The sequence below is a fragment of the Sorangium sp. So ce321 genome (assembly GCF_051530195.1).
GTDB lineage: Bacteria > Myxococcota_A > Polyangia > Polyangiales > Polyangiaceae > Sorangium.
Genome location: NZ_CP150329.1, coordinates 13,219,697 through 13,244,430 on the forward strand (window position 1 = coordinate 13,219,697; position 24,734 = coordinate 13,244,430).

The following is a 24,734-nucleotide window of genomic DNA, read 5'->3' on the forward strand; positions in this document are numbered from 1 at the left end:
CATTCCCCGGTCCGGCCAAGCATCGCGGCGGTAATGGCGGAGCGGGCCTTCATCGTGTCCACGCTCATCTCCTGCGGCGTCCCCGCGCGCGACAGCGCCGACGTCGCGCAGGCGGTCGTCCTGGGTGCCTGGCAGGCGATTGAGGCGGACCGGTATCGTCCCGACCCGGCTGTGAACGCTCGGCAGGTACTCCGCCGGTGGCTCCGCGGTGTCGCTTGGCGGCAGGCGACGCACTACCTCGAGAGCGCGTACGTGCGTCATGAGGTCCTGCACCACGAGCCGGTCGGTCCTCTGCGCCACGTCGTGGGTCTGAATCTCGAGGCGCAACTCCAGGCGCGTGCCGAGATGGAGACGCTCCTCGCGCTCTGGCAGATGCCGCTCTGGGCGCGCGAGGTGCTCGCCTTGGCGGCTCTAGGTCATGAGGGCACCGAGATCGCGAGCGTGCTGCACCTGCACCGCGGAACCGCTGTCAGCCGGCTCCGCCGGGCTCGCAAGCTGCTTGCGTGCATGCGTAAGCGAAAGGGGGGCCGATGAACCTCGGCGATCCCAAGCACCGCATGCGTGTCACGTTCCCCGGCAAGCCAGTCACCCGGTGCGTATCTCCCCACGACATCGAGACCTACCTGGAGTCGAAGGGCTACCCGTCGGCGCTCTCGGAAGAGCGCGACTGGCCCAAGGACATCCCCTACGCCTGGTTGCCACCCAGCTGGCCGGATCCGCGCGCCCCGTCGATCCGCATCCAGCCACACATCGTGCGGGGACCACGGCTGTGCTCGCAGCCGATGGAGAAGGTCATCGAGGTCATCGCTCACAACGAGGGACGCACGCCCGGCGAGGTGCTGCGCGAAATCGCTGTGCACTCTCAGCTGGAGAACGGCGAGAAGCTTCCTCCGCCCCGCCATCACGATGCACACCGTGCCCTCTCTTCCGAAGGCAATCCACCATGACAGAGACTCGCCAGTACCCGGCGGACGACGACACCTGGGACGGCCGTACCGAACGCCCGCCACCGAACGGCTCCATCCGACTCGACGACGCCAGCTACATGCGCAAGTGGATCACGGCGCTTTGGGAGCGAGTGGACCAGGGGCTCAGCGCGGCCGAAGATGCCACACGCCCCGTCCAGGAGCGCGTTCTCTCCCGACACGAGGCGCGCCGCCGCATCGAGAAGGCGACGGAGACCATCTACAACCTGCTCGACGCTGCGGAGCGCGGCCTCCCCTGACGACCGCAGACGCAAGGGCGCCCGCCTGCGCAGCCCCTGTCTGCTGCGGCGCGCTCTCCTGTCTCGGCAACACCCTCACCAGCAAAGGACCCTCCCCATGAACGCTCACGTCAGCAAGGCCCGCGCCGTCCAGTCCGTGGTCGGTGCCATCGAGAAGCAATTCGGAAAGGGAGCCCTCATGTCCCTCGGAAGTGGTGACTGCATCCCCGAGATCCGCGTCATCCGCGCTGGCTCGCTCGCGCTCGACGCCGCCCTCGGGATCGGCGGCTACCCGCGCGGCCGCGTCGTCGAGATCTACGGCCCGGAGTCGTCCGGCAAGACCACGCTCACGCTGCACGCCATGCGCGAGGCCCAGCGGACGGGTGGTGTCGCGGCGTTCATTGATGCCGAGCACGCGTTCGACGTCACCTACGCGCGGGCGATCGGCGTGGACATCGACCGGCTCCTCGTCTCCCAGCCGGACAGCGGCGAGCAGGCGCTCGAGATCGCGGAGATGCTCACCCGCTCCGCGGCGGTCGACATCATCGTCATCGACTCGGTCGCCGCGCTCACGCCGAGGGCCGAGATCGAGGGGGACATGGGAGACCAGCACCTCGGGCTGCAGGCGCGGCTGATGAGCCAGGCCCTCCGCAAGCTCACGGGCGTCGCGCACAGGACCGAGACCACGCTGATCTTCATCAACCAGCTCCGCCACAAGATCGGCGTCGTCTTCGGCAGCCCTGAGACGACCACAGGGGGCAACGCGCTCAAGTTCTACGCGAGCGTTCGCCTCGACGTGCGCCGGGTCGGAACCGTGAAGGCAGGCGAGGACACGGTCGGGGCCCGAACTCGGGTCAAGATCGTCAAGAACAAGCTGGCGCCGCCCTTCAAGGAGGCGGAGTTCGACATTCGCTGGGGCAGGGGGATCGACGCCGCGGGCGACCTCGTCGACCATGGTCTCGCGATCGGGGTCATCCAGAAAAACGGTGCGCACCTGGCCTTCCGCGGCGAGCACATCGGCCACGGGCGCGATCGAGCTCGTGAGGCGCTGCTCGCGAACGGGACCCTGGCCGCCGCTGTGCGCGCCGGCGTCGAGGCGGCCGGGCACGAGCCCCAGGCATACCGGCGGGTCGAAGCAGCGGGGACCTGAGCCGTCGGCAGCGACTACAAGAGCAGGTGGACAGCCCGCAGCGCTCGGCGGCGGGCTGTCTCCCCGCCCCTCACATCCGCCCGAGGTTAGCGCCCTGCGCAAGCGGGCTCCTGCCGGGTGACTGCACCTCGCCGGAGTTGTCTCGCCACGGCCGCCGATCCCGTTGCGGGTGGTGGGGTAATTACCCCAGTCTGCTTGAAACGACCCCACCTTTGTGGGCGCAAACAACCCCACTATTCCGCCGTCGGGTAGACGGGCGGATTCCCGAACAGGGACATCTGGACCGGGGTCCTCGGCTTCGGGCGCCAGGCGAACAGGTCTAGCTGGCGGGGCTGTTCCGCCGACGGCGCGGAGAGCTCGACGTGAGCCGGCGCGGCGGCGGGCACCGGAGCGGGCGGAGGTGGCACCGGGGCGACGGGTGGGCTCGGTGCGGCACCGCTCGGGACCACGCGCAAGAAGCCCCTGCCGTTGGGGAGCTCGCGGGCGGTCCCCTCGGGCTTGCGGGGAGCGAGCGGCTTCGCGCTCGGCGCTGGCGTCTCGGGCACGGAGAGCAGCGCGTCGAGCAGCTCTGGGAGCTCCCAGATGTGGCTCGTCACGCCGGCCGCCATCGCGGGCGTGACGCGCGTCGTCTTGACGATGAGGCACAGGTTGTAGTGCGTGAGCCCGAGCGAGACGGCCGCGCGGTGGTGCTCCGGGTCTTTGCTGAAGGCCAACACCAAGCGCCTCATGCGTCCGATGTGGTGCCGCAAGGTGGCGTTGTTCCGCTCCACGTGCGCTGTTGTCGCGGCGTCGATGTTCGGAGCGCCGAACAACACGCGCCGGGTCAGCCACGGGTTGCGCGGCGGCTCGTAGCGGTGATCGTCGTCCCGCTGGCCACCCCGCGAGAACGTCTTGATGACCTAAGCGTAGTCGACGCCAGGACCGAAGCTGGTGCCGATCGCGCCCGGGTAGGCGGTGAAGCCGTCCGACGTGAGCGAGGGCATGACGACGAGCCGGGCGCGCAGGTCCTTGATGAACGCGTCGGCGCTCGTCTCGTCGCGCTTGCCGACGTGCCATGTCACGACGTAGCGGCTCGGCATCGCGAGCGCCGTGAAGGTGTACGCCTCACCGAGGCCAGCCGCGTGCTCGGCTGGCGTTACGCGCGATTGTTTCTTTTTAACAAAGCTCCAGACTTCATCGCTCTCTATCAGAGAGCACGAGAGATCGCGCGCCATGGTGTTGTGGAGGCTCTGCGCGGCGACGCCCACGCGGAGCGCGAAGCGACGGATCGTCTTCCGCTCGACGCCTGTCATGCGCTCGGCCGCGCGCTCGCTGTTGCCGTCCATCAAGGCCGCGAGCACGGCAAGCCGCCGCTCGCGTGGGAGCTCGTTCGCCACGGGACCCTTGCCTCTCCCCGTAGGTGGCCGCATGCTCGCGGTGCGATGCGCGTTCGGCGGGCCACCGCCGGATGTTTCGCAGCCCCGTCCAGGTGCCAGCCGGGCGGAGGCGCCTTGCTTAGGACCTAAAATAGCACCGAAAACCTATGTTTTCCGGCTTTTCTGCGAGGCTGTGACATCGCATGTCATAGCCCGCATGCGCGATTGCAGCCTGTTTGGCGGCTCGTTCTAGCGGTCGCGATGGGCGGTGGGCAGGGTGTGTTGCGCCTGGCGCGTCGGCGCCAGTCCGTGGCGCCGACGTGCGAACCCGCGGTGCTACGTCGGGGCGGCCGTCAAGGTCAACGCCGCGTCGACGTACTCGTCGTGCAACTGCACGCCATGAGCGAAGTGGATCACTTCGGTGACCATGTAGACGGCGAGGACGTCGGCGTCCGAGAACAGGCACACCTTCTCCCCCTTCGCCGGAACCCTCGAAAACTTCGCTGTGCCGTCGCGCAGCGGCGTCGGGTTGTCAGCCTCTGACTCGATCCTACAACGTACCTGCATCAGTTTACTCCTCTCGCGCGCTCAAGGGCGCGGAGTTCCGCCTCGATCATGGCGCTGTCGCCCTCTCGCTCCACGATGAGCACGCGGATGCAGCTCTTCCACAGCATCCTCCTGAGCCACAAATCTAGGCTCTCGCTGTCACGCCTTTCGTCCGCGTACCGACTCAGGTCAACCGGGCCCACGTAGACCCATCCGATAGACCGGCTGCCGCTCTCATCGAGCAGCCAGCGAGCGACGAGCTTCGCTCTAATCGGCTGCACTATGGGAATAGTACCATCTGGCCTTGCTCTGGTATCAATGACGACGCTACTGGAGAGTTCAAGCAGTAGTTCCTCTCCCTTATGCGTCGGTGGACGACGAATGTCCGTTTCGAGAGCTTCAGCGAGCACGTAGATGTCAGGGGTATCGATGGGATACAAGGCACACTTCTCCATCGCATGCCCTGCCGCCAGGCAGGGTCGTGTCGCTTGCGAACTGCGTGTAGTGGCGCACCTTCATCTCGGAAGGTCGATCAAATGCATTCCACAGGGAGACCTGCAAGCGTAGGTCCCCCACCGCGCCCGGAGACCCGCACGTCAACCCGGGACGCGTCGCCTTCTGATGGGAGTATGATCCGAGGTCGGAGACCAACAAGTATCCCAGAACACAAATTCCTCATTTTTACTTGACATTTGCGCGCGACGTGTTACAGCGACACTCGCTAAGTGCATGAAATAAAACAGAAAAATAGACACGGCACAGGACCTGAGCGGGGCGGTGTGCCTGTGGTGTGCGATACGATAATTCTAATATTTCTTCTGTTCCAGCGTTGCGCTGTGCCCCGGTCGGTCGGACTGGCGTAAGTTTCCGAGGCGACAGAGCGCACGCCGAGGACATGCGCCCCCCCCCGCTCGCATTGCTTGGCTTCGCTGGCCGCGCAGAGCGCCTTGCGGCGAAGTGATCGCAGCTGGAACGGGGTGGCCGCGCTTCAGGCGAACGCGACCACTGCCCAATACCCGGTCGCCGGCCACAGGTCGAACAGGCGCTGTTGCGCCTGTTCCAGCCGCGTTCACGTCGCGCCGCTCCCCGCGCGCTGCGCACGCTTCTCCCGCTCGACGAGCGCGCCGACGGAGAGAATGCTCGAGGCCAGCGTCGGGTCGGCACGGTCGAGTATGGCGACAACCTCCTCGCCCGTGAGCGTCCGCATCTCCTGAAGCCCAGCGGCCAGCGCATCGAGGGCGACGCGCCGCTCTTCGATCAGGCGAATCGCCAGCGGGCGGAACACGCTCGCCACGTCGTCGTCGCCAACCGCTGCGATCGCAGCCGGCAGGTCGATTCCGCCGCTGACCCTGATCGCCATGCGCCAGTCATGTCCGAGCGCCACACACTGAGCCGCCGGCCCCGCGAGATGGAGCAGCGCCGTTTGATAGCGCCCCTCTTCGCCGTCCGCCGAGATGTCAGCGCATTGCACGAGCCCATGCCGGTTGCCCGCGTGCGAGGCGCTGAGGATTTCGATGCCCAGCGCCCGCGCAGCAACGGCGTGGCCGGCTTCGTGATGAGCGACGAACAGCGGCAACCCTATCCTAACCGGCATCTGGTGAACCCTCCGCGCCGACGAAACGCCCGCATCTCCGTGGTGCCCATCAGGCAGCCGTCCGCTTCTTCGGCGGCGCCTTCTCGGCGAAGTGCGCCCGGAGCGCCTCCTGCACGTGGCGGTCCCAGAGGTAGCAGGGCACCTGTCCCGCGCTCCCGGATTTCTCGTCCATCACGGTCTTGAAGTGCTCCGGCTGGTCCCGGAAGCCGAGAGCGCTGATGGCGCGCCCGACGGCGTTCGCGCTGACACCGAGTTCCTCCGCGATCTCGCTCGGCCGCTTCCACCCATCGTTCGCCATCGCCGGGAGGAGCGGCGCTAGCCGCTGCCCCGTCAGCAGCGCCGAGCCGTTCGCCAGGATCGCGTCCTTGGCCTCCTGGCTCACGGCGGGCGACATCAGGGACACGAACTTGAGGAGCAGGTCGGCCTTCCTGACGACCAGCGCCTCGGGGCTCCACTCCAGGGACGCAGCCGGAGCAGCCGGGCCGATCGTCTCGCCGCGCCGGAGCTTCGGCATCACCACGTCGGCGAGGTGCCGGCGGAGCTTCTTGCCGAGCGGCTTCTCCGTCTTGATGCACACCAGGTCGAACCCGGACTCGTAGAGCACGGTGATGGCGGGAGCGCGACTGACCGAAGTTCCTTCGGTCAGTGATATAATCCCTTTGAATTCGCGCAGTTCCTCACCGGTAAGCACCTCCATGTCCTTGCCGGGGAGGAGCTCATCGCCCCACTGTTTCTTCATGACCTCGACGAGCGCCTTCCCCTCGTCCGCATACTCGAGCGCCCGCCCCACGTCCGCCGCGACCATGCACGGCCTGCCGCGGAACACGTAGGTGGTCAGCGTCGACCCCTCAAAATCCGTCGTTACCTGAATCATCGCTCCCGATGCGCCGCCCTTACTGCCGTCTGTCATTCGTCCTCCGTCACTGCAACCCAGAACCCAGATGGCCCCGCTACTGCCGTACGCTGACGATAAACGGACCGCACGCTCCGACAACAACGGTGTCCATACTGCCCGACTAGCATCGACTTCGGGGGAGCGGGAGCGAATCCCAATTTATCGGAGTTGATGTCAAAATTGCGCTTTGAGCACGCGACGTTACGCGCCTCGATCGGCTGCGCGTCGCGCAAGCAGTGAGACCCACGGTCGTCCACCCGACAGTTTTATATTTTTGTCAAGAGCGGTCGTAGGATGCATTAGATACGATGTGTTCCTGGATGCTACAGTCGGAGTTGTCGGGTCTGCCTGGCCGACCGCCGAGTCATCCATGTCACCCGGGCCGGTTGGATCATCGGAGCCTCCGAAGTCGAAGCGACAGTGCCTCACGGGCGAGACGCAGCCGGCTCGCTGCCGTGCTCTGGTTCATCCGGCGCCGTCGGGCGTAGGCGGCAAGGCTCTCCGGGTCATCGACGGAGAGCAACGCCTCGATCTGCCACGGCTTCAGACTCTCGATGGCCAGCAGCGTCTCACGCGCGGCGACCTGCGCCTCCAAGCTCGGGCCGACGGGCTCGTGCAGCCAGCCGAGCGGCTGCGCGCTCAGGACCATCCGCCGAACGTACGCGCTCTTGAGGTAGTGCGACACGTGTCGCCAGCAGATGCCGTAGAGCCAGCCGCGGAGCCCGGCGCGCGGGTCGGCCTTGGGGTCTGGTCTGTACCTGCCCTGGCGAACGGAGCGCCACGCGCCGAGCAGGATGCCTTGCTCGACGTCGGCACGGTCGCGAGCGGGCACGCCGCTGGCGATGAGCGAGGCGACGATGACCGAGCGCTCGGCGAGGATCGCCTCCATCGTCGGCTTCTTCCTGGGGGTGTCGCGCGGCAGGCTGGCTCTTCGCCACCTTCCGCGGCTTCGTCACCCAGACCTCCCGCACGTGGGGCAGCGGTCAGCAGCAACAGGGCGGCCCAAGAGCCGCTCGACCGTGGTTCCTGCCGCACGCGCGACGCGGACAGCGGACCCATGCGACCCGGCGCTCTCGCCCCTGGCGATGGCGCGGAGCGTGCGGATCTTCATGCCCGCTACCTCGGCGACGCAGGACCAGCTGCCGTACGCGGTGCGGAGGTTGCGAAGCGCCGCCTGTAGGCGCTTGCGCTCCGTCTCGGTGATGGAACGGGTGACGAAGACGGGGCGGCGACGTGTGGGTACACGTTCGCCTTGCCCGCCATCGGGCGGGATCAAGTACAACTGCATCGTCGGACCTCGTTGACGCGGGGTTCGGCCACGCAGCCCGGTCGGTTGGCCCCGACGCGGGCTGCACTACTTTCGGCCGAACCTACCCGCTCACGCGAGCTCCGGAGTCAAATGACCCCACTTTCGGTCAAATGACCCCACTACCCGTCGCGCGGCTCCGCCGCCGGTGGGCTCGGCGCGCTGCAGAGGACGCGAAGGTCGGCGAACTCCTCGAGGAGCTGCACGCGAAGCCTGGGAAGCTGGGGCCGCTCCGGGTTGGCCCCCGAGTGCTGCGTCCGTCGAGGGTGGCCGAGGCGCGGGAATCGACGAAGGTGCCCGCAGATGAGCATTCTGCGGCGGTGTGGCTGGGCGAGCCCAGTCTGGGCCTGGCCGAGTACGCTGCGCTCTGCGCCGAGCTCGACGCGCTGCCGGGGCAACGCGATCGAGTGCTACGGCGCCACGGGCTAGCCGATGAGGAGATGCGGGCTGCGCTGGATCGGCGCTGGCAGGCAACGCTGGAGTGTGACGCGGCGTTGGCGAAGGACTTCGAGCGGCTCCAGGCGCATCACGCGCGTCGACTGGAGATGCTCCTCGCCCGAGCGCGGGAGGTTGACGGTGTCGAGCGCTCGCCAGCATCCGTCGCCGCATCATCTGCGCCTGCCGCCCCATCTTCCGGGGCGATCGCCGGCCCTGGGGCGTCGTTCGTGACCCCGGCGGCCCTGCAGGGCACGGGGCCCCTGCTGGATTTCCCCCGAGGCGGAGTGGTCCCCTTCGTGCCCGTGCACGCCGAGCTCGCGACCGGAAAGGCCGAGCCGAAGCCTCCTCGTGGTGCGGAGTCGCTCACCGGTACCGCGCCCCTGTCCGACGTTCCGCGAGGGCCAGAGCTGCCGTTTCCTCAATCCGGTGCGGCGAAGGTGGTGAAGCGCTCGCCTCCTGCGATCGCAGAAACCGCGCCGCTCTCGGACATTCCCCGTGGCCCCGCTCTCCCATTCACCACCGGAGCATCGGCGACTCCCGTGCCGTCCACACCGACAGCCCGGCCGCAGCAGCCGCGAGCCCCCGGGGAGGTCGCACGGACGCCACCGTTGCAGGCTCCCCCTCGCGGCCCGGTGAGCCCCTTCGCGGCAGCAGACCCCACGAGGCGTGCCGGAGCTCTGGCTGCATCGAGGCCCGCTCCTCACGCGGCAGCAGACCTCCAGGAGACGTCGCTGCACCTCGCGATCCCCCGTGAGCTGCTGGCGCAAACCGCGTCCTCGCCGGCCCCTGTGACCGGAGCAGCCTCCCAGACCTCCAAGGCATCGCCGCCTTCCACGCCGTCGAGCACGGCCGGGGAGGGCGGTATGGCGCCCCTCCCAGAGCCGCTGGAGACGATCCTGCCGCTCGCGCAGTATGCCGCGCTCTGCGCGGAGCTGGCCCTGTCCCCCGCCATGGCCGAGTCGATCTTCCAGCGCTACGGCCTGGGTTCCGGCGAGGTCCGGTCAGTGGTCGATGCGGCCTGGAACGAGCGGCTCCGCGGGTCCCCGGCGGAGTACGCGAGGTGGCAGGACATGTACCAGCGCTACTACGCGCACTTCGCCAGGCGAGGTGCGCCCGCGCGGTGAACCGTCTCGATCTCGCCGTGCCGGGGTTCGACGAAGCGTACCCTGCACGCGGCATGCATCGGCGCCGCCTCGGTCTTGGGCAGCTCGCCGAACGCCAGCGCCTATGGCTCCTGGTTGCACCCGCCCCTTCTGACCAGCCTCCTCGAGCGGCTCACGCCGTAGCCTCTTCATGCGTTCGGCCCATGCCAGCCTTCAGCGCCTCCCCGAGGCGCTGGAGCTCCCGTCGACCATCGCTCGCCACCGCGACGAGATCCACCTCGTGGAGGCGCACCTCCCACTCTGGCGCCCCGGGCGCGGACCAGAACCTCTCGCCACGCAGCTCGGCCCCCTTCGGGTACACCAGCGCACCGCGCCGTGCGCCGAGCATCTTCATGTAGGCCAGCACCTGGTACAAGTGGCTCTTGGAGAACGCCTTACTGTACTTGGCGTCGATCACGAGGGCCTCTCCACGAGCGCGCACCAGCACGTCAATGCGGCTCTCCTCGCCCGCAACGTCGGCCTCGTACGGCGGCTGATACTGAATCGCCACCTTGCCGTCCCACGCCTGCGTTCGCGCTGCGGCCTCGACGGTCATCTCGAACAGCCGCGCCAGATCCACGTGGAATGCCAGCGCCCGCTGCGCGCCGCCGTGGGAAATGCCGAACGCTTGCAGGATGGTGATGGCGAGGCTCCGCGCGGCCTCGAAGTCGGCCTCCAGTCGGGGCAGCGGGCGCGTACGGTCGAGGATCCAGGCCGGTGGCAGGCGCGGGACGTGTCCGAAGATGCCATGGAGTCGATTGAGGGGCATGCCACCGGCCTCGCGGAGGCTGTCGTGCGCGGACGCTGCATGGACTGCCGCGGCAAATAGGCGATTGAGCGGCGTGTCGATATTGCGCTCCCAGTAGCGGCACGGCACCGGGACAGGTGACGTCCGGCGGGCCAACTCCGCCCAGCGGATGGTGCCGCGAAGCACGCTCGCGTCGTCCTCTCGCCGCTGATAGTCGCGGCGCGGCCCAGCCCGCGAGAGGTCCTCCTCGAGGATCTGGGCGAAAGCACGCACCGCGATCGACGCCACGCCGCGCTGTCCGTCGGCCCCCTCGGGCGCGGTCCCTCGCCACTTCACCGGTCGGAAGCGCGGATCGACCGCGCACATCCAGGCGAAGATGTCAGCGCCGTTTCCCTTCTCGGGTTGCACGACCAGCGTCTCTCCAGAAGGCAGGGCCCATAGGCCGGCGACGCGACGGATGAGCGTGCGAAAGGCCCCACTGCCCTGCCGATCGAAGCTTGATGCCTGGCCGAGGAGCGGCCGCAGATAGGCGACGTCGCCCGGCGCCAGGTCAAGGTCGACGGCCACCCCCTCCCGTACCTCCTTCACGACGCGGCGGCCTCCTCTTGCTCTTCGGCCTCTTCGGCCTCTTCGGCGAGGGTCTCGTCCACGTGCTGAACCCAGACCTTGTAAAGGTCCTTCACGCGATCGGCCTGACCATGAAACAGCTCGGTGAGCTGCGGCTCGAGCTCCATCTCCCAGATCAGTGCTAGATCTGGTCGCCCGGCGAGCACACGGCCAGCCGAGAGGAAGTAGCTGTGCCCGAGCTGGTGATCGGGGTCCGCGACGGCGCAGATCTGCTTGTTGAGCGCCCCCAACGCGCGAGCTGCTGCTCGACCGGCCGGCGTCGGGTGCACGTCGGCTACCAGCTCGGGATCGGGATCGACGCGCAGAAACGCGAACCGACGGCGAAGCGCATAGTCGACGAGCGCGACCGAGCGGTCGACGCTGTTCATGGTGCCGATCACCACCAGGTTCGGTGGCACGACGAGCGTGCCTCCGCTAGCGAGCGCGACCGAGCGGTTCCTGTACTCGAGGGCGTAGAGCAGCTCGCCGAAGATCCGCGCAGGGTCGCCGCGATTAATCTCGTCGATGATGAGCACGAAGAAGCGATCCTGCTCTTCGTTCGCGTCCTCGCAGATCTCCAGGAACGGCCCGCGGTGCTCCTTGAACCCCGCGCGCTTGTCGCTCAGGACCGGCCGGATCCCCCAGATGAAGTCCTCGTAGCCGTAGCTCGGATGGAACTGGACCAGACGAATCCGCCCCTCCTCGGAGGGCCCCTCCTCGCCCGTCAGCGCGCGGGCTATGGCCTCCGCGAGCCAAGTCTTCCCCGTGCCCGGCGGCCCGCTGAAGATGATGTTTCGCGGCACCGCCCGGCTCGGGGCGGCCCCGAGATCCACGCGTAGCACGTGGTGCAGCTTGCGGAGGATCTCGGGGGAGACGACGTCCTTGAGTGCCGTATCGAACTGCTGGATCCGCCCGGCCCGCGCGGCCGCCTCATCGTCCGCCGTCTGGACGCTGTCCGCGCCCGCCACGGAGCCTCCGCCGATCGGCACGCTGGTGCGTGAGCTCTGGTACTTCGGGAGGGAGAAGTGCTTCTTCTCCTCCTCCAGCCGCTGGCGTCCCGCCTCGGTGATTGCCCACTGGCCCCGGCTCGGGTTCTGCGCTTGCCCGCGCTTCTTCAGGTAGGAGAGGGCCCACGACGCGGTGTACTGCCAGAGCACCTTGCCGTTGAAACCAAGTCGGCGATCACCCGGCGTGAGCTTCTTTCCGTACTGCTTCTCGATGAATGCCTCGATCTTGCTGTGATCGTCAGCGCCGGCGGCCAGCGCCTCGAGGGTAGGTATCTCGAAACCGCTGACGCTGGTCCGGAGGACCGTTTCGCCGGGCACCCTGGCCGGCTCCACCTCTGGAGCTCTATCTCCGCCTTCCGCGGATCCGGGCGGACGCTCCCCACTCAGGTCCACGCTGTCGTCCTCGCATTCGGCGAGCGCTCGACGCCCGCGGTCGGTGAGCTTCCAGATCCCGTGGCCACCGCTCGTCAGCAACTCCTCGTCTCGCAGAGCCATGCGGGTCCACTCGATCCGGTGGCTCTTGAGGATCCACGTCCAGGTCGCCTCGGGAAGGAGCGCGCGGTGCTCGGCGTGAATGCGCTCGACGACCTCCTTGCGCCGGCCGGCCCCACCGAGCGCCGCGATCGTTCGCAGTATGGGCAGGGCCCACCGCCGGTCCTTCGGGGAGAGCTCGTCGAGGATCTTGGCTCGGTCGTCAGCCATGGGTCATCCCTTGTCCTTCACCATCAGATCCTTCTGCCCCGGCGCCACGATTCGCAGGCTCGCTACCCGCGGCTTCCCGCCTGCCTCGCGCACGGCCTGGATCCGCTCCAAGAGCCCCGCCATGTGCGGTTTCAGCCAGGACTGCGGGTTGTCGCTCCGCAGCGTCACGGTCCAGTTGTAGTAGCCGTCGCCCTTCTGCCCGATGGCGACGTCACCAACTGCTGCGCACTGGTAGAAGAAGTTGATCGATCGGCGGAGGAACCGCCCCCAGGCTTCCGCGTTCGCGGCGTCCGCCGATGCAGGCGCTCGGGTGTCTGGCAGTGCCGCGGCCGGCTGTCCGAGGGCTGTCCGCGCGACCCGGAAGCTGATGCGCTGTTTGGCCTTGAGGATGTTGCACTGCCGGCAGAGCGTCTGGAGGTTGCCTACCTCGTTCGAGCCGCCGACGTAGACTGCGACGACGTGGTCGGCATTCAGGTTTCGCGTCGTCCCGCAGGCCAGGCAGGCGTGCCCGTCACGCGCCAGCACTTCCGCCTTCGTCACCTCGTCGACCTCGTTGGGCGGCGGCGCCTTCTTCGTGTCGCTGGGATCCGGCGCCGGACCAGCCGGGCCAGCGATGATGCGCTGAAAGCAGCCGTCGTAGAAGTTGCGGAACTGCTCGTAGCGGTAGAACAGCGTCCGCCAGAACCGATCCTCCCTGGCGAACTCCCGCCGGAGCTCGTCGTTGGCTCCAACCACGTCGATGCGATTCTTGATGTGCCGCGCCGCGATCGCATCCAGGTCGTGGTCTGCACGCACCTCGAACGCGAAGAACTGCGGAGCCGCGCCGCGCTGGGCGATATGGCGAGCGAGCTGGAGGATCTCGACTTCTACGTCCGTGGCGCTGCGGCCCGCTTTCCCGAGGAACTTCTCGCGCCAGCCTCGTACGCGCGCCTCATGCGCTTCGAGCGTGGCGCTCTCGTCGGCGAGAGCTTCGGGCACCTCCGCGAGGAGATAGTCGATGAGCTTCTCGAAGCCCGCGCGCTCGTCTTCGTAGACCATGACCAGTAGATCCGCCAGCTCAACAGCGTCGCTCTCGGGCAGTCGAGCGTCGAACATCGTTCGATACCAGCCCACGGGGAGGTGCGACTGGAAAGGCACGGACGCCACGTTGCTGCCACCGGCCATCTGGCGAGCTAACCTCTGCACGAGCTCGATCGAGATGAGCTGGAGCGGCGGGCGAGCCTGCCGCTTCCCGGTTTCGCCGGGCCCGGCGCTGCCGTCGCTCAGGTCGAAGCCCGCCCACTGAATCTGCTGGCGCCAGTCGTCCTCGAACGAGACGATGTACGCATCGGCGGTTCCATCGAACTTCGGACCGCGCAGCGCTCGTCCAACCATCTGGGTGAGCAGAATGCGGCTCGTCGTCTGCCGCGTGATGAAGACCGTCTGGGCGTCGGGAATGTCGGTGCCCTCTGTCAGCATGCGGACGTTGATCAGGACCTCGAGATCGTTGTTGCGGAAGCGAGCGAGCACCTTGGCGTTCTCGTTGGCATCACGCTTCTGCCGCTGTGCGGCCGGTACGCTGGCGTCGACGTGCGAGTACACCGAGCCGGCCTTGACCCCGTGCTTGCGGAGGGCTTCAGCGATGGCCTCGCACTGGTACCAACGGTCGGTGAAGATGATGGTCTTCCTGAACTTCTCCCGGTTGTCGGCATACGTCTGGGCGATGAAGGCATTGCGCTCCTTGCTGTTTGCGAGCTCGTCGACCAGTTGCTCAGGGATGTCCTTGAAGGTCCCGAGCCACTTCTGGTAGTCGCGGGCGTCGAAGCGCGGCGTGAATCTGGTCTTCATCGGAACCGCATGGGGACGCGCGAGGACGCCTGCGGCCATCAGCTCATTGGCGCGGGATTGGGCGATGATCCCGCTGGGGAAGAGCTTCTTCAGCCAGCCTTGCTTGCTCTCGTCGCTGTATATAGGGGTTGCGGTGAGGCCGAGGACGGGCGCGCCCTGCGCCTGCAGTCCCTGGAGGAGCTTCCGGTAGCTCGGAGCAGGCGCGTGGTGCGCCTCATCGAACACGACGAAGAGCTTCTTACCGGCAGCCTTGAGGAACTCTTTCATATTGGGCAGCCCGTCGCGGACTGCGATGGCGATCGTCTGGAGCGTGCCGATCACCACGTCGTCGGTGGGCTCGATGTACCGCGGGGGGAAATGGCCTTCGGTGCCCGAGACGACGCGGAGCCGGAGCTCGCAGCGAGGCTCGCGGATGGCCCCGATCCTCCCGGGACGAAAGCAGTGAAATGCTTGCTCGAGGAGGTGATGCGTATGGGCGAGCCACAGGACCTTGTACCCGTCCGAGAGCGGACCTTCAGCCAGGAACCGGACAGCGGTGAACGTCTTTCCACCGCCCGTCGGGAGCACCAGGATGCCGGCGCCTGCGCTCTTCCCCTGCTTCGCGTACCACTTGCCCAGCTCACCCAACGCCTTGGCCTGATGGGCGGCAGGAGGTTCCTGCGGGTAGTCGCGGCACTCGGGCAGCGACCACTTCTTGTAGAACTCACGCTTGTCCTCGCCCATCATCCGTTCCTTCGTGCTCGATCACCGCCGACGCTGCCACGCCCCGCTTTCACCGAGGGTGACTGGAGCGTCTCCAAGGTGGGTCCTTCCGCACCTCAGCCCAGCTTGACCGCCAGCCCTTTTTCGCCAGGACCGGGGTACTTGGCCTCGGCCTTGAGGACCGACTCTAGCGAGGCCCAGGCGTCCGTGCGCGGCAGCAGGCGCTCGAGGAGATAGCCGTCGCCCTCCACGGCCACGAGTTCGGTCCGCCATCAGCCGAGCCGCGGGGGCGCGCAGATTCCCTTGACAACCCACGCCACGGTGAGCTGCACGGCAAGGATGTCGTCGAGGATGCTCGCGGCGACGAGGATCGACATGGGCTCGGTCTCGGGGGTCGGCGTGAGGGTCGCGTACGAGGTGGAAGTTGTAACGCTCCGCCAAACGCGGGGGAAGAGCAACCCGTGTGGCTCGGTCGCGCATTGTCGACGGCCGCTTGTTCAGCGGCTCCGGGACGAGGGTTCCTCGTGCTCGCCAGGTGTCAAGACGGCGCCCTCTCCACGGGTCTCATCGTCGTCGATCGCAACCGGCCGGCCCTGATGCCTACCGCTCCGCACGTTGCTGGACCGAGGCTGCGTCCTCTCAACTCACACCGCCCTACCAGGGGTTCCCACAGACGGCGCTCCAGCACCCCCTCTTCGACGAGAGGGGCGGGCGCGGAAGGCGCAGCAGAAGTTCGCCGCCTTGAGCGGGTTGCTGTCGCTGCTCTGCGACCACTGCGACGAGCTCGTGAACCTGGCGAAGGCGGTGGTGCATAAGGGTGCCGTTCTTCGCGCCCGGCGTTGCGGTCGCGGGCGGCCGGCTGGTGGCTGCGGAACGGCCTTCGCGGGGCAGAAGCGCCGCTCACCCTCCGAGAGCCGCAACGAGCGCATCGATCACGCGCTCGACGTCGGATGCCGACCCGATCAGTGAGAGCGGCACGCGCTCGAGCGCCACGCGAATCTCCGGGTGGTCCTCGTTTGGAGCGGCCCTGGACCACGCGAGGCCATCGAGAGCGACGACCGGATCGGGCACGCCGGGCAGCTTGGGCGGGTCGATGAGCCCATAGAACCACGGGAGCTCGGGCTCGAGGGTGCCTTTCGGCGCGTAACCCTCCACCCAACCGAGCCAGAGCTCGGGGATCGGCTCCCGGAGGGCCACACCGACGAATGCGACGCGAGCCGCCTTGGCCGCGCTCACGCCGTACGATTTCCCGTGGAACGCCTTCGCCGGCGCGTAGAAGGCATGCATCCAGTCGACCAGCCACGCATCGGCGTCCGCCGTGGTGTCGAGGTTCCCGATGTACCGCTCGTCATTGTGGCGGAGGAAGCGCCACGAGGCGCTCTCGAGGCGAGCCGTGGCGTCGCGGAGCATCCGTTCCACGTGCGTCAGGTAGCCGCGAACGAAACTCTGGGCCTGGTGGAACGCGTGATGGACCGTTTCGTTCGTTTCGCTCATCGGGTCATCCAGGCAAAAAAGGAGGTTGGGTCCAGAGGACGTCGCCAAGCGGAGGGGGCTGCGGCGGCGAGGCCCGTCCAGTATCTTCGATCGTCCTCTGCGTACCAAGTGGGCGCACGCTCCAGGGCGAGGCTGGGCGCCGTGAGGTTCCAGCCATCGAAGGGCTCTCGAAGCGCCCCGCAGCTCTCGAATACCCAGCGAAGGTCCGCAATGATGGCGGCCTCATGAGGCGCGTCGGTGACAGTGTCGAGCGCAACCGTCGCGAGGCTCGTCCAAGTGAGCACGCCGATCTGACTGGGCTCGGGGACCAGCTCGGGCACCCCGAGCGCTCGGAGGTCCTCCTCCAGCAAATGGAACACCTCGCCAGGCGATACGCGATAGCGCGTCACGATCAGCATCGTGCGAAAAAGCTTGGGCTGCTCTTTGCGCAGCCACAGCCATTCGCGACCGAGCTGCTGGGGACCGAAGGGCGCCTCCCACTTCGCCTCGACAACACACGCAAAGGCGTCGGTGAGGAAGAGAGCGTCCGGCTCGACGTCGCCATCGGGCGGCCAGGCGGAGACCTCGATCGACCGAGAGAGCGGGAGCACCGGCAACGCCGATTGCAACACCCTCGACAGACCACGGTCGGCGGGCAGGTAACGAAGGAGCCCGAAGACATACGATGTGATGAGGTCCTCGTTCCACGCGACAATGTCGCGCACGGCGCCGTCTTCGTCAGCGCGGCGAAGCTTTCGTCGTCGGTGCGCGAGCAACATCCCCCAACGATAGGGCGGCGACGGAACGCTGGCAACGTTGCAGCGACGCACGGCCCCCCACGCCGAGGTGCGCCGCGAGGTGCGATGGCGTGCCAGGGTGCATGACGTGTGAGGCTCGAACTATCGGCCTATTCCTTCTCTTTCTTTGCGTGCTCCCGGAGCATCCGCTCGCTGACGCCGAGCACCTTCGCGGCAGCGACGTAGGATCCGTGCTCCCGCCGGGCCGCTCGAGCCAGCCTCCGCTTGAATGCCCGGACGCGGCCGTCCCACGTACCCGTCCCGAGACCGTCGGTGGGAGTCGCGCCCTTCTGCTCCGCGGCATGGAATCGCGCCTGCAAGGCCGTCCACTCGAGCAGCCCCTGCTCCGTCCCCGAAACGCTTGGCGCCGTGGAGCCGCGCGCCATGAGGATCAGCGCGAGGCGCTGCAGGTCCCGCAGGTTGCCCGGCAGCGGGTCACCTTTCAAGGCGCGCTCTATTGCAGCGCTCCAGGGTGCCTCCGGCGAGAGCTGCTCGAGCGAGCGGGCCTCGGCCCATACACGCGTCCAGTCGTCTCGTAGATCCTCGCGGCAATCGCGCAGCGGAGGGATCTCCACAAGGAGCAGGCTCAGGCGATCGAACAGGTCGGGGTCCAGCCGCTTGCGGAGCGCCTCGAATGACAGATGCGAGGCGCACACGACCTCGACGTCAGCGTTTCGCTCTTGTGCCTCTCCCACGCGGCGAAAGCGGCGCTCCGGATCCTGGAGCGTGCGCACGAGCTGCCGCTGCACGGGGCGCTCGAGGTCCTGCACCTCATCGAGGAACAGAACGCCGCCGGCCGCCTCCTCGATGAAGCCCTTGCGGTCGCGCTCCGCGCCGGTGAACGCGCCTCGCACATGCCCGAAGAGCATGCTCATGGCCAGGTGAGGATCGAGCGTGCCGCAGGTCACGGTGATCACCTTCGGCCGGTTCTTCAGCGGCCCCACGAAGGTCTCGACCAGCCTCGTCTTCCCCGTCCCTCGCTCCCCGAGCACAAGCAGTGGTGCCCGCGGGAGCCGGGCGTAGCGAGCGAGGGTATCGAGCGCCTGTCGTCGCCGAGCGGAGCGGGACGCGGGGTCGAAGCGCGCCTCCTTGGGACGGGCCGTGGCGCCACGGCGGATCTGGGCGAGGTACGTGTCGATCGGGAAGTCGACCGGATCGATGCGCGTCGGGCCCGTCCTCGGGCGCTGCGCCGACCACAGCAGCGTGCCCATGGGCAGCGCGCCTCCGGCATGGAGCACGAGCCATACGGCGTGCATTGCCGGCGTGCCCGAGGACACGTTCACGTGCAACACCCCGTCCAGTGATCGCAGCCGCGGTAGGATGCGATCGCGAACGGCATCGTGGATGACGCGATGATGAGTCGGATCGGCGAGCGGAACGAGGATCCGATCGAGCGTGATGCCGCCCAGGTCCGACTCCGTCGGCAGCGGCATGTCCTCGGATTGCATCAGGTAGAGCACCCGGGCGATCCGCACTTTCCTCGTGCGGAGCAAGCGCAGCACGTCACCGAGCACCGCCGGTCCGCCGCCGACCGATGCCCAGGTGAGCAGGCTCCCGTTCGTCACGCCGCGGTTCATGTTTCACCCGCTAGCACGATGGCCCCGACGCCGAATGCAGCCATGGCTGCCTGCGCAGCCTCGACGTCGCCGAGACTGGTGATCGCGAAGACACGCCGACCGCCGGGCTCCTCGTGGATGGGGAACGGCGGAGCAGGGCCCTCCGCGTCCTTCGACGCAGGGACGGCGCGCCCGCCCTTCGCGAGCACCGGCAGCGCGATCGACCACGTGTGCCTAATGCGGTGATAAAGCCTGCCGGCCGGCGCGCGGGCCGGGGCTGGACGCGGAGCGGTGGGGATCCGGGTGCAGCAGTCGACTTTGGTGACGCCGTCATCGACGTGCCCGTCCGGCTCGACGCTGAGCTCGCGGTAGCCCTTGCCGTTCATCACCTGCAGCGAGCCGTGGATCTCGCCAAGGCGCACGGAGGCGCGGAGCAGCGATCGTGCCCCCGTCTGCCAGGACGCGAGCATCCGCCCGAGCGCCGCCGCATCGTCGCCCATGAGCTGCACGCCGACCTCGAAGCCCCTATCGAGCCCGTGCTCCTGGAGGTTCGCCGTCATCACGAGGCCGCGCGTCCCGTCGGCGAGGATCGCCTTGGCGTGGAGAAACTCGCTCACTCCCAGGACATGCACGTTCGCGTGCACCAGCCGGCGCAGGGTCTCGAACATCGTGGCACGCGGGTGCCGCACCAGGACCGTGATCGCGACGCCCCTCCGAGCGCGCTCCGCGAGCGCCTCAATCACCTCGTGGTCGTCGATGCCGAACGTCGCGACGATGAGCATGCGCTGGGTACCGCGAATGGTTTGGAGCACCGCCGCGCGAAGATCCCTCCTCTCTGCCGCTGTCGCCACAATGCTCGCCGAGGGCGCGGGAAGCGACATCCGCCCCGCCGCCGCCACCGGCGGCAAGCTTCCCGCCGCGAGCAGCTCGCGCTGCGCCGACTCCCAGAACGCCCACGTGAACAGCGACGTAAGCGCCTGAACCTCGTCGGGCTCGAGCCGCACGCCAAGCTCGTGGTTGCGCGTCATCGCCTCGCGCGTGAGGTTGGCGGTGAGCAGGATGCCACGCGGCTGGCGCGTCGGATCGGCAATCACGAACTTCGCATGAAAGTGCTCCGCCGAGCGCACGTAGATCCAGCCAGCCAGCCGATCGAGGAGCCTCTTGTGCTCCTCGAGCGTCTTCTGGCCGAAGCTGTCGTCGCTGCGGATCTCCTTGTCGAGCCGCGCCTCCGTGGCGACCAGAAGGTAGACGCGCACGCCGCCCTTCGCCGCCTCGAGCAGCGCTCGCTCCGTCGCTGTGTCCGCGAAGAGGAAGCTCGAAACCAGCAGGACCTCGCGAGCGCCCTGGATGACCTCCGTCACGGCTCGTCCCAGCGCGCCGCTCTCCTCCGCCTGGAGGATGCGTCCGATCTCCGGCACGCGCGCCGCGCTGGGGGCGCTCGTCGATGTCCATGCATCCTCGACCCTGTCGTCGGACCGATCTTCGATCCAGGATTCGCCCGGTACGGTGCGGCTCATCAGGCGACCCCTCCATCAAGATCCATCGGTGCCTGAAGGTTCCAGTACGCGGGGCGCGGGCGCTCCGTTCCCCGCATGCCCTGCGCGAAGTCTCTCTGGATCGGCGGCCGAAGGCTGAACCCCGGAAAGAGCGCCTGCAACTCCGCGACGTTGGTGGCGAAGACGTCGGGCCACTGCGTGCGCTCGGAGCGAAGCGCAAGGAGCCAATCGAACCACCGCTGCGCGTCACCCGCGCTTGCCGGCTCGATCGGAACCCCGTCCACGGAAGTGTCGTCGAAGCGCCCGAGCCCCGGGATCTCCGGCGTCTTGAAGGGCATCCGCAGCCGGAAGCTCGTGCGAGCATCGTCGACCAGGGCCTTGAACGACATGCGCAGCTTCCCCGAGCGCGGGTTCCACCAGTCCTCGGCGCCGTTCGATCGCAGCAGGGAGAGCCACACGCTGGCGTGATCGTGGCCGCTCGGCGCCGGCAGGGCGCGGTCGATGCCCTTGCCCGCGAGGGTACCCCGCAGCCGCAGCGAGGCCGCGGCGACCTCCGGCTCGAATGACAGCTCCAGCGAGAGCACGCCCTCCACACCGAGGGGCTGCACCTTGCGCTCGATCGCGACGATCCGGATCGGCGCGCCGTCCTTCGCCGCCGGTAGCTCCAGCGGAGGGCGCTCGCCCCGCTCGTCGCATGTCTTCGCGATCACCTCCGGCACCATCTCGAAGCGTCGCTTTCCCTCCCCGTTCCGGGCGCCGCCGGCCTGACGCTCGTCGTGGGCCGACAGCTCCTTGCCCGGCTCGACGCGCAGCAGTGGCTGCGGCAGCAGCGGATCCTCCGACCAGAAGAGCAGCCAAGCGCCGAGCTGGGGGACGAAGACGCGTGGCTCGGTGCCCGCCGCCACGCGCTCTCCCTCGTTCGTGAGCTGGACGATGCGGTTTTTCTCGAGGCGGAGCAGGCCGAGCTCCTCGCAGATGCGGCCGAGCCTCCGGCCCACGACCGGGGACAAGCCGAGCAACGGCCCCTGCGCCGACGCATCGCACAGCTGCTCGGTTTGCGCCTCAAGCCCGGCGCGCAGCCGGTCCGCGGCCCACACCACCGCCGCGTGCTCTGCCACCCGCTTCTCGGCGAACGCCACCTTTCCTTCCACGAGGACACACCGAACTCGCAAGCTCTTTTGCAAGACGATCTTCATGGCTCATCCCTCCCGATAGCGGTATTCTACGCAGCCGCGGCGCTTCATGTCCTCGACGAGCAAGGCGCACAGCGGGGCCTTCCGGGTCTGCCGGGCGAGAAACGCCGCATGTCCGATGAGCACGAGCTGGTAGCGCGCCCTCGTTATCGCGACGTTCAGCCGGTTGGGGCTGTTGAGGAATCCTGGGGTTTCCGTGCGCACGAACGAGAGGAGGACGATGTCCGCCTCATGGCCCTGGTAACGATCCACCGTGCAGAGCTCGATGGTCAGAACCGGGGCGTCCCCGTCGCGGAACGTGAAGTACCGGCGCTGGCTATGCTGGCCGGTCACGTCGCGAAGAAGGTCGCGGATCCGACGCTCCTGGCCGCGGTAGAAGGTCAGCACTGCGGCGGACCAGGGAGGCCGCCGGAGCGTGCTTTTGGCCCATGCCGAGAGCGCTTGTAGCTCCTCGACGATAACCCGCGCCTCGGCCTCGTTGCTGATCGGGCTCCTCGTCTCCTGCCCACGCACGTCGAGCAGCGCCACGCGCGTGCGGTACCTCGGGCACGGGAACCGGCGCTCTTGTGCCATGTTGTCCGGGGTGTCGAGTAGCTTCCCTCCGTAGATCCGCGCGTGGGGGAAGCTCGCGATGTCCGCGTGCATACGGTGCTGGTAGCGGAGCGGGACGAGGCGCTCGGCTTTCGCGCTGGACGGCAACCCGAGGGCGAGAGCGTTGTCCCAGAAGCGCCGGCCACGACTGTCGCGCCTCGGGTCGAAGCCGACCTGGAGAGACTCGAGGATCGAGGGGAGCGCGACCCGGCGCACGCAATCGATGTCGTCGCGCACTCGCGGGAGAGCAGGCACCTTGCCCTCGCAAGGCTGGAGGGCATCGATCTCCCGCGCGTATGTGCCGGCGCTCGGGAGGCCGTCACCTTCGGCGAGCAGCTCGGGCAACAAGCGCAGCTCGTAGTCGCGCACCAGCCGCCAGGCCACGGCCTTCGCCCAGGGCTCCTCGTCCTTCGGGTGGCGCTGCGAGCGCGCATCGTGCCGCCGCCGCGCGGCGAGGAGCTCACCGGTTGGGAGGCGGACGATGCGCGTCGCGAGCGGGAGCGCCCCCTCGACCGCGGCGAGCTGGGCGGGCGTGCCGATGACCGCGCGGGCTGCGCCGAGGAGGAGCGGGCTCGGCGTGTCGTCAGCGTCGAGGCGGACGATCGGCTCCTCGGGGAAGAGCCCGGCGAGCTGCGCTGCATAGAGTTCGCGTAGATCAGCGTTCTCGGAGGCCACGAGCAGCGCGCCATCGCCGCCCCGCCCGATCGTGAAGACATCCGCCAGCGCTTGGCTCGCGTCCTCGCGCGAGACCACGCCGTCCGGGATGGCAGCCTCGATGTTGGTCTCGATCCACCCCTCCTCGACGTACGGCGAGAGCTGGCGCCTGTCGCCGACGATGATCCAGCGCTTCGCGAGCAGCGCCGGCACGAGGAACTCCGCGAAGGGTGTCTTGCTCGCCTCGTCGAGGATGAGCGTGTCGAAGGTGGGCTCCCACGGGCCGCCGCTCCGCACCTGCACCCGGATGTCGGGGTGCTGGAGGATCCCGATCGTCGTGCCGCAGACCACCTCCGCACAGTCGAGCAGTACCCGCTGGAGCGTCGCTTGACCATCCTCGGCGCGCAGCCCTTCGAGCATGTGCTCCTGCGCCCGGTTGCGCCCCTTTGCTCCTTGCAGCGCAGCACGGGCGTTGCGAAGCTCGGTGTCGACCATCCGGTGCAGGCAGTAGCCCTTGATGCCCTCGGCGACGCGCCGTTCGTCCCCGATGCGCACGAGCAGCACCGGGTCCCCGTTGCGCTTCATGTCCTTGAGGCGCTCGACGACGTTGTCGACGGCGACGTGTGTGGAGGCGCAGAGGAGCACGCGGCGATTCCGCGCGGCAAGCTGGAGGACGAGCTCCACGATCGCCGTCGTCTTGCCGGAGCCAGGGGGTCCTTCGAGCAGCATGAAGTCCCGCGTCCGGAGCGCGCGGTCGACGAACTCCCGCTGCTCGCTGGTGCCGGGCCGGTCGTCGTCGGTGAGCACCTGCCAGATGAGCGGCTCGAGGCGCGGCAGAAGCTGGGGCCAGGTGACTTCGGCTTGATTCTCGAAGAGCCGGATCAGCGGGCGGTGCCCGGCGACCGGCTGGTCTTCGAGCGCCCGGATGGCACGCAGCTCGCAATCGACAACATACGTGTTCGGGCGGACACAGATCGCCTGGGTCTGCGGCAGCCGGTCCAGCAGGAGCGCGAGGCGGTCGCGGTCTTGATCGAGCACACGGATCCGGCGCGCGGCCGTGTAGTCGTTGCGTTCCCGCACGCCGGGCGAGACCTCGTAGACCGCGCCTAAGTTCTCGTCGAAGAACGCTTCCACGGTGTCATCGCGGCCATCGCCCTCGGGCTCGTCGAGCTCGATCCACACCGGACCGGCCTCGCCGAGCGCCTTGCGGATGTCGTCCTGCGCGCCGAGGATGACGGCCACCAAGGGGAGCGCCGGGCCAGCCTCCTTCGCGTGGAGCTCGACCTCGGCGCCCGGCGCTGGCGCTGCATCGAGTTGGACGACTCCGGCGCCTGCGTGGGCACCGATCACCGGGATCTCCGGGCCACGCGTCACGTGTAGCCAGAGGTGGCGGGCAGTAAGAAGCTGCCCGAGTTCCGCGCGCCATCGTTTGGCGTCGCGTACATTGCGTGGCGGATCCAGCCGCACCACGGTGCCGAGCGGCGCCCACGCGAGTTCGAAGCGGCTTCGTTCGAGGTAGCGCTTTGCCCGGTCCAGGTACTGGTAGAAGGCCTGCAGGTTATTGTAGGTCGCCCTCTGCGCGATGTCGGGGCGACGGTCGACGATGTTCTGGAAGAAGAGCTCGGCCACGGTTGCGTCCTCCGGGCTGCGGCAGGAGCACGAGGGATGCCAGCTTCGCGGCGACTACGGAAGGCGCCACTTTTCCTTGGCGACGCGCGCCACGGCAAGAGTCAGCCGGCAGGCAGGATCCGA

Annotated in this window: 20 protein-coding genes and 1 pseudogene; 5 read left to right on the forward strand and 16 right to left on the reverse strand. The window is 68.1% G+C overall.

Translation table 11 applies throughout. The annotated features are described in order from the left end of the window. Positions 1-33 precede the first annotated feature (33 nt). From WME89_RS49150 to recA, 4 genes are all read left to right on the forward strand, one after another. Positions 34-534, forward strand: coding sequence for an RNA polymerase sigma factor (locus tag WME89_RS49150; protein ID WP_438006413.1), 501 nt, complete (start codon positions 34-36; stop codon positions 532-534). After that, positions 531-947, forward strand: coding sequence for a hypothetical protein (locus tag WME89_RS49155; RefSeq protein ID WP_438006414.1), 417 nt, complete (start codon positions 531-533; stop codon positions 945-947). Before WME89_RS49150 ends, WME89_RS49155 begins: the two co-directional genes overlap by 4 nt. Further along, positions 944-1,225, forward strand: a complete 282-nt coding sequence (locus WME89_RS49160) for a hypothetical protein (RefSeq protein WP_438006415.1) — start codon at positions 944-946, stop codon at positions 1,223-1,225. The genes WME89_RS49155 and WME89_RS49160 overlap by 4 nt, the downstream gene beginning before the upstream one ends. A 97-nt stretch (positions 1,226-1,322) precedes the next feature. Further along, on the forward strand, positions 1,323-2,354 hold the full coding sequence (recA, locus tag WME89_RS49165; RefSeq protein WP_438006416.1) for a recombinase RecA: 1,032 nt from the start codon (positions 1,323-1,325) through the stop codon (positions 2,352-2,354). A 233-nt stretch (positions 2,355-2,587) separates the two neighbouring features. Here recA and WME89_RS49170 read toward each other — a convergent pair. The 6 genes and pseudogenes from WME89_RS49170 to WME89_RS49195 all read right to left on the reverse strand — a co-directional run bounded on the left by WME89_RS49170 (position 2,588) and on the right by WME89_RS49195 (position 7,633). Beyond that, a pseudogene (locus WME89_RS49170) lies at positions 2,588-3,763 on the reverse strand (IS1 family transposase). Positions 3,764-4,045: 282 nt separating this feature from the next. Next, positions 4,046-4,276: a hypothetical protein gene (locus tag WME89_RS49175; protein ID WP_438006417.1), complete on the reverse strand. Its 231-nt coding sequence runs from the start codon at positions 4,274-4,276 to the stop codon at positions 4,046-4,048. Continuing rightward, the gene (locus WME89_RS49180; RefSeq protein WP_438006418.1) at positions 4,276-4,695 is read right to left on the reverse strand and encodes a hypothetical protein; all 420 of its coding nucleotides are present in this window, start codon (positions 4,693-4,695) and stop codon (positions 4,276-4,278) included. The genes WME89_RS49175 and WME89_RS49180 overlap by 1 nt, the downstream gene beginning before the upstream one ends. 629 nt (positions 4,696-5,324) lie before the next feature. After that, entirely contained in the window at positions 5,325-5,831 is a 507-nt protein-coding gene (locus WME89_RS49185; protein ID WP_438006419.1) for a hypothetical protein, read from the reverse strand. A gap of 67 nt (positions 5,832-5,898) precedes the next feature. Beyond that, positions 5,899-6,759: a hypothetical protein gene (locus WME89_RS49190; protein WP_438006420.1), complete on the reverse strand. Its 861-nt coding sequence runs from the start codon at positions 6,757-6,759 to the stop codon at positions 5,899-5,901. A 376-nt stretch (positions 6,760-7,135) separates the two neighbouring features. Continuing rightward, entirely contained in the window at positions 7,136-7,633 is a 498-nt protein-coding gene (locus tag WME89_RS49195) for a sigma-70 family RNA polymerase sigma factor (RefSeq protein WP_438006421.1), read from the reverse strand. Positions 7,634-9,351: 1,718 nt separating this feature from the next. On the opposite strand from WME89_RS49195, the gene WME89_RS49200 reads away from it, so the two are divergent. Further along, complete coding sequence (locus tag WME89_RS49200) at positions 9,352-9,612, forward strand: hypothetical protein (protein WP_438006422.1); 261 nt, start codon at positions 9,352-9,354, stop codon at positions 9,610-9,612. Between the two features lie 151 nt (positions 9,613-9,763). Here the strand turns inward: WME89_RS49200 and WME89_RS49205 are convergent, their stop codons facing one another. The 10 genes from WME89_RS49205 to WME89_RS49250 all read right to left on the reverse strand — a co-directional run bounded on the left by WME89_RS49205 (position 9,764) and on the right by WME89_RS49250 (position 24,611). Further along, positions 9,764-10,966, reverse strand: coding sequence for a 5-methylcytosine restriction system specificity protein McrC (locus WME89_RS49205; protein ID WP_438006423.1), 1,203 nt, complete (start codon positions 10,964-10,966; stop codon positions 9,764-9,766). Next, complete coding sequence (locus WME89_RS49210) at positions 10,963-12,693, reverse strand: winged helix-turn-helix domain-containing protein (protein ID WP_438006424.1); 1,731 nt, start codon at positions 12,691-12,693, stop codon at positions 10,963-10,965. The genes WME89_RS49205 and WME89_RS49210 overlap by 4 nt, the downstream gene beginning before the upstream one ends. Before the next feature lie 3 nt (positions 12,694-12,696). After that, the gene (locus tag WME89_RS49215; protein WP_438006425.1) at positions 12,697-15,246 is read right to left on the reverse strand and encodes a DEAD/DEAH box helicase family protein; all 2,550 of its coding nucleotides are present in this window, start codon (positions 15,244-15,246) and stop codon (positions 12,697-12,699) included. 92 nt (positions 15,247-15,338) lie between these two features. Continuing rightward, positions 15,339-15,479 (reverse strand): hypothetical protein, encoded by a 141-nt coding sequence (locus WME89_RS49220; RefSeq protein ID WP_438006426.1) that lies wholly within the window; start codon positions 15,477-15,479, stop codon positions 15,339-15,341. A 643-nt stretch (positions 15,480-16,122) separates the two neighbouring features. Then, entirely contained in the window at positions 16,123-16,716 is a 594-nt protein-coding gene (locus tag WME89_RS49225) for a hypothetical protein (RefSeq protein WP_438006427.1), read from the reverse strand. Beyond that, positions 16,713-17,474 (reverse strand): hypothetical protein, encoded by a 762-nt coding sequence (locus tag WME89_RS49230; RefSeq protein WP_438006428.1) that lies wholly within the window; start codon positions 17,472-17,474, stop codon positions 16,713-16,715. Before WME89_RS49230 ends, WME89_RS49225 begins: the two co-directional genes overlap by 4 nt. A gap of 128 nt (positions 17,475-17,602) precedes the next feature. After that, positions 17,603-19,069 (reverse strand): sigma-54-dependent transcriptional regulator, encoded by a 1,467-nt coding sequence (locus WME89_RS49235; protein WP_438006429.1) that lies wholly within the window; start codon positions 19,067-19,069, stop codon positions 17,603-17,605. After that, complete coding sequence (locus WME89_RS49240; protein WP_438006430.1) at positions 19,066-20,565, reverse strand: phospholipase D-like domain-containing protein; 1,500 nt, start codon at positions 20,563-20,565, stop codon at positions 19,066-19,068. Before WME89_RS49240 ends, WME89_RS49235 begins: the two co-directional genes overlap by 4 nt. After that, complete coding sequence (locus WME89_RS49245; RefSeq protein WP_438006431.1) at positions 20,565-21,740, reverse strand: hypothetical protein; 1,176 nt, start codon at positions 21,738-21,740, stop codon at positions 20,565-20,567. Before WME89_RS49245 ends, WME89_RS49240 begins: the two co-directional genes overlap by 1 nt. A gap of 3 nt (positions 21,741-21,743) precedes the next feature. After that, a complete protein-coding gene (locus WME89_RS49250) occupies positions 21,744-24,611 on the reverse strand; it encodes an AAA domain-containing protein (RefSeq protein WP_438006432.1) in 2,868 nt (955 codons plus the stop codon). Positions 24,612-24,734 lie beyond the last annotated feature (123 nt).

Bases quoted from the DNA above. Each gene is read 5' to 3' on its own strand.
- WME89_RS49150 (WP_438006413.1), top strand. From the start codon at position 34: ATGGCGGAGCGGGCCTTCATCGTGTCCACGCTCATCTCCTGCGGCGTC.
- WME89_RS49155 (WP_438006414.1), top strand. From the start codon at position 531: ATGAACCTCGGCGATCCCAAGCACCGCATGCGTGTCACGTTCCCCGGC.
- WME89_RS49160 (WP_438006415.1), top strand. From the start codon at position 944: ATGACAGAGACTCGCCAGTACCCGGCGGACGACGACACCTGGGACGGC.
- recA (WP_438006416.1), top strand. From the start codon at position 1,323: ATGAACGCTCACGTCAGCAAGGCCCGCGCCGTCCAGTCCGTGGTCGGT.
- WME89_RS49175 (WP_438006417.1), bottom strand. From the start codon at position 4,276: ATGCAGGTACGTTGTAGGATCGAGTCAGAGGCTGACAACCCGACGCCG.
- WME89_RS49190 (WP_438006420.1), bottom strand. From the start codon at position 6,759: ATGACAGACGGCAGTAAGGGCGGCGCATCGGGAGCGATGATTCAGGTA.
- WME89_RS49195 (WP_438006421.1), bottom strand. From the start codon at position 7,633: ATGGAGGCGATCCTCGCCGAGCGCTCGGTCATCGTCGCCTCGCTCATC.
- WME89_RS49200 (WP_438006422.1), top strand. From the start codon at position 9,352: ATGGCGCCCCTCCCAGAGCCGCTGGAGACGATCCTGCCGCTCGCGCAG.
- WME89_RS49210 (WP_438006424.1), bottom strand. From the start codon at position 12,693: ATGGCTGACGACCGAGCCAAGATCCTCGACGAGCTCTCCCCGAAGGAC.
- WME89_RS49215 (WP_438006425.1), bottom strand. From the start codon at position 15,246: ATGATGGGCGAGGACAAGCGTGAGTTCTACAAGAAGTGGTCGCTGCCC.
- WME89_RS49225 (WP_438006427.1), bottom strand. From the start codon at position 16,716: ATGAGCGAAACGAACGAAACGGTCCATCACGCGTTCCACCAGGCCCAG.
- WME89_RS49230 (WP_438006428.1), bottom strand. From the start codon at position 17,474: ATGTTGCTCGCGCACCGACGACGAAAGCTTCGCCGCGCTGACGAAGAC.
- WME89_RS49235 (WP_438006429.1), bottom strand. From the start codon at position 19,069: ATGAACCGCGGCGTGACGAACGGGAGCCTGCTCACCTGGGCATCGGTC.
- WME89_RS49240 (WP_438006430.1), bottom strand. From the start codon at position 20,565: ATGAGCCGCACCGTACCGGGCGAATCCTGGATCGAAGATCGGTCCGAC.
- WME89_RS49245 (WP_438006431.1), bottom strand. From the start codon at position 21,740: ATGAAGATCGTCTTGCAAAAGAGCTTGCGAGTTCGGTGTGTCCTCGTG.